We start from the raw sequence: 6,502 nt of genomic DNA, 5'->3' as shown, positions 1-6,502 counted from the left end.
TTCAACGAGACCCGACCTCACACATCCCTGGGGTGCATGACGCCGGCCGAATTTGCTTCATCGGCCGGGGTTAACCCCGGCCGATGAAGCGCCGGACCTCTCGTTCTGGCCGGTGGCAGAACGGGACAGGGTCACTCGGAGACAAAGGCGTTGACGGATAGTGCTGCAATGCGGAATAGACCCAGTTAGTTTTTGGGCAGACGCCGGAACTGGGGTGTATCTATGCGCCTATTGTCCGACACTCCGTCTGTTTAGAAAATTGCTAAATTATGCTGCACGAGGCACCCCGCACAATGAAGATTGCAGTTTTTGGTCTGGGCTACGTCGGCCTCTCGAATGCGGCTCTACTCGCTCAGCATAATGAAGTTGTGGCAGTGGATCTCATGGTGGAACGGGTTAACTTGCTTAATGCGCGCAAGTCTCCGATCATAGATGCAGAATTGGAAGATTTTCTCGCTACGCAAAAGATTGATCTTGTCGCGACACTGGACGCTGAGAGCGCTTTGAAAGGCGCTATGTATGTGATCGTTGCCACCCCTACTAATTATGACCCCGAAACGAATAAGTTCGACACCTCTTCAGTGGAAGCCGTAATCCAGGCCGCGACTGCGATCAATCCTGAGGCCACTATTGTCGTCAAATCTACTGTCCCTGTTGGATTTGTGGATGAAATCCGCGAACGCCTTGGAACTGATCAGGTCATCTTCAGCCCCGAATTCTTGCGGGAGGGTCGCGCGCTCTATGATAATTTGCATCCGTCGCGCATCATCGTCGGCGAACGATCCGAGCGCGCCCGCATCTTCGCAGACCTACTGCGCAACGGCGCCGTCAAGACCGATATTGAAATGCTGTTTACCGACGCCCGCGAAGCGGAAGCGATAAAGCTGTTTGCCAACACCTATCTCGCTATGCGCGTCGCATTTTTTAACGAACTAGACAGCTACGCCATCGCGGGGGGCATGGATACGCGCCAGATTATCAACGGAATCGGCCTCGACCCCAGGATTGGGGCGCATTACAACAATCCCAGCTTTGGTTATGGCGGGTATTGCTTGCCGAAGGACACCAAGCAGTTGCTTGCGAACTATTCGGACGTTCCGCAAAACCTGATCCGAGCGATCGTGGATGCTAACCGTACTCGCAAGGACTTTCTCGCCGACCAGATAATCGCGAAGAAACCTAGAAAGGTTGGCGTCTTCCGGCTCGTCATGAAGGCGGGGTCTGACAATTTCCGGCAGTCCTCAATCCAAGGGATCATGAAACGAATCAAGGCGAAAGGGATCGAAGTGGTTATCTATGAGCCCTCCATGCAGGCCGATGAGTTTTACGGCTCCAAAATTCTGCGCGATCTTGCGGCTTTCAAGCGAGAGTGCGACGTCATAATCGCCAACCGCATGACCGCTGACATAGACGATGTGAAAGACAAGGTCTTCACGCGCGACCTGTTTGGATCCGACTGACTTAGAGCGGCTGAACCCGTCGACAGGCAGCATGGAGACTGAATCCGACGCCGGTTCGACGTTGTCGCTGCGGTGCCTAAATGGTTAGAATTCATTCCTGCAATTGCGTAATGGCGAACTACGCGGTAGTCCTTATTGCGCTGCAACATATTGGAAGAGAATCATGAGCGGACCGACCTACGATCTTGCCGGCAAGAAAGTTTACGTTGCGGGACACAAGGGTATGGTCGGGTCAGCTCTTGTCCGCCGCCTTGCTGCCGAGAAATGTGAAGTCATCTTCCCCGCAACGCGCGTGGATTTGCGCGAGCAATCCGCCGTCCGGGACTGGATGAATGCCAGTCGTCCAGATGCCGTCTTGGTTGCCGCCGCGAAAGTTGGCGGGATTCTTGCGAATGACACGTATCCGGGGCAGTTTCTCTACGATAACCTGATGATCGAGGCCAACGTCATCGAAAGCTCGCGGCAGGTTGGTGTCGAAAAGCTGCTGTTCCTTGGATCATCGTGCATCTACCCCAAGTTCGCGGAACAACCCATCACTGAAGGCGCCCTGCTGACAGGTCCGCTCGAGCCCACGAATGAGTGGTATGCAATCGCCAAGATTGCAGGGATCAAGCTATGCCAAGCTTACCGCAAGGAATATGGCTTGGACTACATTTCGGCGATGCCCACCAATCTTTACGGCCCCGGAGACAATTTCGATCTTACATCCAGTCACGTCATGCCCGCCCTCATCCGCAAGGCGCATGAGGCAAAGCGAGTCGGCGCCTCCTCGATAGAAATCTGGGGAACCGGATCGCCGCGAAGGGAGTTTCTGCACGTCGATGATCTGGCAGATGCCTGTATCATGCTGCTGAAGAATTATTCAGGGCACGAGCATGTTAACATCGGTTCCGGTGAAGATGTGACGATCCTCGAGTTGACCGAGATGGTGATGAAGGCAATCGGCTTCTACGGCGAGATCATCAGAGACGAGACCAAACCGGATGGGACGCCGCGAAAGCTCATGAGCGCCGACAAGCTGCGTTCGATGGGGTGGAGCCCCTCTATCGGGCTTTTCGAAGGAATTCAGTCCGCTTACGATTGGTTTCTTGAAAACAAGTCGGCCATGGCCTGATGCGAATTCTGTTTCTCGGACTGAATTACGCTCCTGAGGAAATCGGCATTGGTCTCTACAGCGGAGACATGACCAAGGCCTGGGTGAGAGCGGGTCACGAAGCACGCGCGGTTGTCGCAGTCCCCTACTATCCTGCTTGGAAAGTCCATGCCGCCTATTCCGGCAAAGGCTGGCAGCGATCGTCGGAAGGCGGCGTCGATATAACCCGCTGTCCCATCTATGTGCCTGCCAAACCAAGCGGCATGCGTCGGTTGATTCACCACGTGTCGTTTTTGGCGACAGCACTGCCTACGATGTTGGCTGCGGCGCTGGGGCGCAAGCGGCCAGACTTGGTTTTCACGGTTGCCCCCTCGCTTATTAGTGCTCCTGTCGCCTGGCTGGTGTCCCGATTGAGCGGTGCCCAATGTTGGCTCCACATTCAGGATTTCGAAATAGAGGCGGCACTTGCGACGGGTCTCGTTGGCGACGGTGGGGGGGTTGCCAAGCTAGGACGATGGTTCGAACAACACGTCATCGGCCTGTTCGATCATGTCAGTTCAATCTCGCCGCAGATGTGCGCCAAACTGGCCGAGAAGGGTGTGTCCCGCTCTCGCATTCATGAATTGCGCAATTGGGCCGATATCGCGGCGATCACCCCGTATCAGGGACAGTCGCCTTACAGAGCGCAATGGGGGGTTACGACGCCTCACGTAGCACTCTATTCCGGCAATATCGCAAACAAGCAAGGTATAGACATCGTGCTTGATGCCGCGCGCCTGCTACGTGATCGTAAGGACCTGACCTTTATAATCTGCGGCCAGGGCCCGAACCGCGCCGCGCTGGAAGAATTGGCCAGCGATCTTACCAATATCCAGTTTCATGACCTTCAGGATCGCGAGCGCCTCAACGAGCTGCTGGGTCTGGCGACAGTACATCTTATGCCGCAACTCGCAGGTGCAGCCGATTTGGTCTTGCCTTCAAAACTGACAAATATGCTCGCATCGGGTCGGCCTGTCGTGGCCACTGCCGAACTTGGCACTGGTTTAGCCGAAGAGATCGTCGATTGCGGGATCATTACCCAACCCGGTTCTGCGAAGGCGTTTGCCGAAGGGATCGAGTCGCTGCTCGATAATCCAGCTGTCGCAGCGCTCTATGGGGAAAACGGCCGTCAGCGGGCAGAAAAGCGTTGGGCCAAGGATCATATACTCGCACGCCTGGATGCGGAGCTGATCGATGTGGTCAATGCATCGAAGGTGTCCCACCGAATGGACACTAAGCGGTCGGCCGGCACCACCTGAAGAAGGCGCGGCACACCCACGCTAATCGATTGCATAGTGCTTATGATTCGAGGCGCCGAACGTATTTGCAGCTGTGGGCGGTGTCTCAACTGCCTGACAGTACGAGAGCCTTCATTGAGAGCAGGTGTGCACGAGCAAATTTAGATCCATGAAAAAGAACCAAATGAAAAACTGCTCGTCAATCTCCGGCGCCGCAAAAGGCTAGCCAGCGGTCTGCAAACGAAACCAGTTCTATTTTGAGGATGGATTGGTGGCAGCATAACATACCTGACAACGCGTGGCCCAAGCCGCGTTGGGTAAGCGAGATGAGGCGTGGGTCATCGAGCATGCTCCTAGGTTTGCCGGACTGAGGAATTACGAGCGCCGATGCTCTTCAACGCCAGGACGCACCGCTTCGTCTTATAGATTTGCTGATATTCGAGAATCTGAAAAACAATTAGTCAAACCGGGATTTTAAGCACCGTTTTGCATTGCAGCATTTGCGCATCCGGATTATCTCCTTTGGGAGAGTGACATAGGAATGCGGCGCAGATGACCAAGACGGCATTAATTACGGGTGTGACGGGCCAGGATGGATCGTACCTTGCAGAGTTCCTCCTTGAAAAAGGATACGAAGTTCACGGCATCAAGCGCCGCGCTTCCCTTTTCAACACCGCCCGCGTCGATCATATTTACGAAGATCGCCATCAGCACGGGACCCGCTTCAAGCTCCATTACGGCGATTTGAGTGATACGTCGAACCTGACCCGGCTTATCCGCGACATCGAACCTGATGAAGTTTACAATCTGGGCGCGCAGAGCCACGTCGCTGTCAGCTTCGAGGCACCTGAATATACCGCCGACGTCGATGGGATCGGCACGCTGCGCCTGCTCGAGGCGATCCGGTTCCTCGGCCTGGAAAAGAAGACCCGTTTCTACCAGGCTTCGACCTCAGAACTCTACGGCTTGGTCCAGGAAATCCCGCAACGCGAGACCACCCCGTTCTACCCCCGCTCGCCTTACGCGGTGGCGAAGCTCTATGCCTATTGGATCACGGTGAACTATCGTGAAGCCTATGGCATGTATGCCTGCAACGGCGTGCTCTTCAATCACGAATCTCCTCGCCGCGGCGAGACGTTCGTGACGCGAAAGATCACGCGCGGCCTTGCCAACATAGCGCTCGGCCTCGAGCCGTGCCTGTACATGGGCAACATCGACTCGCTGCGCGACTGGGGCCACGCGAAGGACTACGTGCGCATGCAGTGGATGATGCTGCAGCAGGAAGAAGCGCGAGACTTCGTCATCGCCACCGGCGTTCAATATTCGGTGCGTCAGTTCATTGCCTGGGCCGCCAAGGAACTGGGCCTGACTCTCGAGTTTTCCGGCGAAGGCGTCGATGAAATCGCAACCGTAGCGGCCATTGAGGGCAATCTCGCACCGGCTCTGGACGTTGGTGACGTGATCATGCGCATCGACCCGCGCTACTTCCGCCCCGCTGAAGTCGATACCCTGCTGGGCGATCCGGCCAAAGCCAAGGAACTTCTCGGCTGGACGCCGGAAATCACAGTGCAGGAAATGTGCGCGGAAATGGTCGCGGAAGATCACAAGGCTGCACGTCGCCACGCCCTGCTCAAGGAGCATGGCCTCGAAGTTGCCGTCAGCGTTGAAGGTTGATCAAAGCTTTGCAGAATAAATAAGACGTGAGGGCGGCGGCGAGTAAATCGCTCGCCGCCGCCCTCATATTTTTTGGCGAACGTGCATCAGCTAGGCGGCGTGGACGAATTTGAGCCAGTATCTGGCTGTGGCGATATGGACCATGCTAATGAAGCTGGCGGCAAGGTGATCATATCGCGTGGCAATGGCGCGGTTGATTTTCAAATGGCCGAACATGCGCTCGATGTGGTTGCGTTGTTTGTAGAGCACCCGATCATGCTCAATCTTCACCCGGCGGTTTGATCGACCTGGAATGACGGCCTGTATGTCACGGCTTGCAAGGTCTGCACGGATGGCGTCGGCATCGTAGCCCTTGTCGGCAAGTGGCGCCTGTTCCGGCAACGCGATCAGCGTGTCATAGGCCCTGCAATCCGCCGCTTACCCCACCGTCAGGTGGAAGGCGAGTGGTCGCCTTCGGGCGTCAGCCAGACAGTGAAGCTTACTGCTGAACCCGCCCCGCGAGCGGCCAAGAGCTCGTCGATGAGTCCCCCCCTTTCGTAAGCGCGAATTTCCGCGCACCTGTTCGGTTGAGTGACGCGGTGTGAAGGATGTGTCCACCAAGGAAGAGGTGGACACATGGAGATGGCACCGGTGGGCTCCTATGGGCTCGAGGTTGTAAGGGTGACGAGTGACGGCCGGCGCTATTATGGTCGTGCGGGGAAGGTACGGTTGGTCGAGGCGTGCCTCGAGCCTGGCATATCGGTGGCGAGGCTTGCGCTGGAGCATGGTGTCAACGCCAACCAACTGCGCAAATGGGTCAGGAAGTATCAGGAGCGCCAGAGTGCGAACGGGCAGCGGAGCACGGGGCAGTTGCCGGATCCGTCGGCGTTTATCCGGGTGGAGACGTCTCCGGCGCCTGCGGAGCGACACACTGGTGGGATCGCGGTCCGGTCTGCGGGATTAGTACCGTCAGTGCGGCTGCAGGCGTCGATGCCAAATGGCGTATCGCTGACGCTGGA

6 protein-coding genes are annotated in these 6,502 nt (G+C 56.4%); 5 read left to right on the top strand and 1 reads right to left on the bottom strand.

Annotated features, from left to right (window positions below; genetic code table 11):
* The first annotated feature begins 293 nt into the window (after positions 1-293).
* The 4 genes from ACYPYD_RS00740 to gmd all read left to right on the top strand — a co-directional run bounded on the left by ACYPYD_RS00740 (position 294) and on the right by gmd (position 5,504).
* Positions 294-1,460, top strand: coding sequence for a nucleotide sugar dehydrogenase (locus ACYPYD_RS00740; RefSeq protein WP_459661716.1), 1,167 nt, complete (start codon positions 294-296; stop codon positions 1,458-1,460).
* A 163-nt stretch (positions 1,461-1,623) separates the two neighbouring features.
* The gene (gene fcl, locus ACYPYD_RS00735; RefSeq protein WP_459661715.1) at positions 1,624-2,574 is read left to right on the top strand and encodes a GDP-L-fucose synthase; all 951 of its coding nucleotides are present in this window, start codon (positions 1,624-1,626) and stop codon (positions 2,572-2,574) included.
* Positions 2,574-3,851 (top strand): WcaI family glycosyltransferase, encoded by a 1,278-nt coding sequence (locus ACYPYD_RS00730; protein ID WP_459661714.1) that lies wholly within the window; start codon positions 2,574-2,576, stop codon positions 3,849-3,851. The genes fcl and ACYPYD_RS00730 overlap by 1 nt, the downstream gene beginning before the upstream one ends.
* A gap of 531 nt (positions 3,852-4,382) precedes the next feature.
* The gene (gene gmd / locus ACYPYD_RS00725) at positions 4,383-5,504 is read left to right on the top strand and encodes a GDP-mannose 4,6-dehydratase (RefSeq protein ID WP_211150565.1); all 1,122 of its coding nucleotides are present in this window, start codon (positions 4,383-4,385) and stop codon (positions 5,502-5,504) included.
* A gap of 90 nt (positions 5,505-5,594) precedes the next feature.
* On the opposite strand, the gene ACYPYD_RS00720 is transcribed toward gmd, so the two are convergent.
* Positions 5,595-5,885, bottom strand: coding sequence for a transposase (locus ACYPYD_RS00720; RefSeq protein ID WP_459661713.1), 291 nt, complete (start codon positions 5,883-5,885; stop codon positions 5,595-5,597).
* A gap of 234 nt (positions 5,886-6,119) precedes the next feature.
* Here ACYPYD_RS00720 and tnpA point away from each other — a divergent pair.
* On the top strand, positions 6,120-6,502 hold a 383-nt coding region (tnpA, locus tag ACYPYD_RS00715; RefSeq protein ID WP_459661712.1), incomplete at its 3' end, for an IS66-like element accessory protein TnpA.

The organism is Novosphingobium sp. 11B (assembly GCF_054589055.1).
Note: the sequence above shows the minus strand (reverse complement) of the source record. Positions and strands in the feature narration are given on the sequence as shown.